Source organism: Mesorhizobium sp. CU3, assembly GCF_006442965.1.
Classification (GTDB): domain Bacteria; phylum Pseudomonadota; class Alphaproteobacteria; order Rhizobiales; family Rhizobiaceae; genus Mesorhizobium.
Map to the genome: position 1 here is coordinate 1 of NZ_VFWX01000036.1, position 968 is coordinate 968.

Consider the following 968-nt stretch of genomic DNA (forward strand, 5'->3'; position numbering starts at 1 on the left):
CACCCCTTGTGTGTTTGGAATCGTGCATTGTTGAGGGTGCCACGGACCAGGTGCTTGCCTGATCCGTGGCGGCGGTCGAGAGCCCGTCGCCCCTCAGGTAGCCTAAACCGTGGATGAGCTGGGGCCCGACCGCCTTCTTTTGTGAACCCGAACAGTTGCAAGGGGCAAGCCCCCGCACACAAGGAAGGGACCGAGAAGATGGCTGCAGGAACGGTTCAGGATATCGGCATCGACGTTGCCAAGCGGTGGCTCGACGTGGCCGTGTTCCAGACGCAGGAACAGGCGCGTTTCGACAATGACAAGGACGGGTGGGCCAAGCTGATCAAGTGGCTGAAGGGCCGCAATGTGCGCGCCATCGGCATGGAGCCGAGCGGCGGCTATGAGCGCGGCGTGGCCAAGGCGCTGCGCAAGGCGGGTTTACCGGCCAGGAACGTCAATCCGCACAAGCTGCGCCACTATGCCCGCGCCCTTGGCCGGCTGGCCAAGAACGATCGCATCGATGCCCTGCTGATTGCGCGCTATAGCGCCGAACTGCCGACCCGGCCGGTGCGATGCGATCCGATCGCTGAGCAATTGGCCGATCTGGTCGTGGCCCGCAGGCAGCTCAGCGACGACAAGGTCAGCCTGGCCAATCAGCTCGAGCAGATTCGCGAGCCGACGGTCAGGCGCCTCTTCACCCAGCGGCTGCGCCGCATCGAGCTCGACATCGCGCTGCTCGCCAAGCGCATGGCCGATCTTGTCGCCAGCCAGCCGGCGCTCGCAGCCAAGGACCGTCTGATCCAGTCCTTCCATGGTGCCGGTCCGGTCCTCAGCCATACCATGCTGGCACTGGCGCCGGAGATCGGGCAGGCCTCGCGGCGCGAGATTGCAGCCCTTGCCGGCCTGGCTCCCTACGATTTCGACAGCGGCACCTTCAAAGGCCGCCGCATGATCTGGGGCGGCCGCCACGCCGTGCGCACAGTGGTCTA

General features: G+C 65.5%; 1 protein-coding gene. It reads left to right on the plus strand.

Translation table 11 applies throughout. The features are described from left to right. Positions 1–198: 198 nt before the first annotated feature. A partial coding sequence (locus tag FJ988_RS30500; RefSeq protein ID WP_181183729.1) for an IS110 family transposase occupies positions 199–968 on the plus strand: 770 nt, incomplete at its 3' end.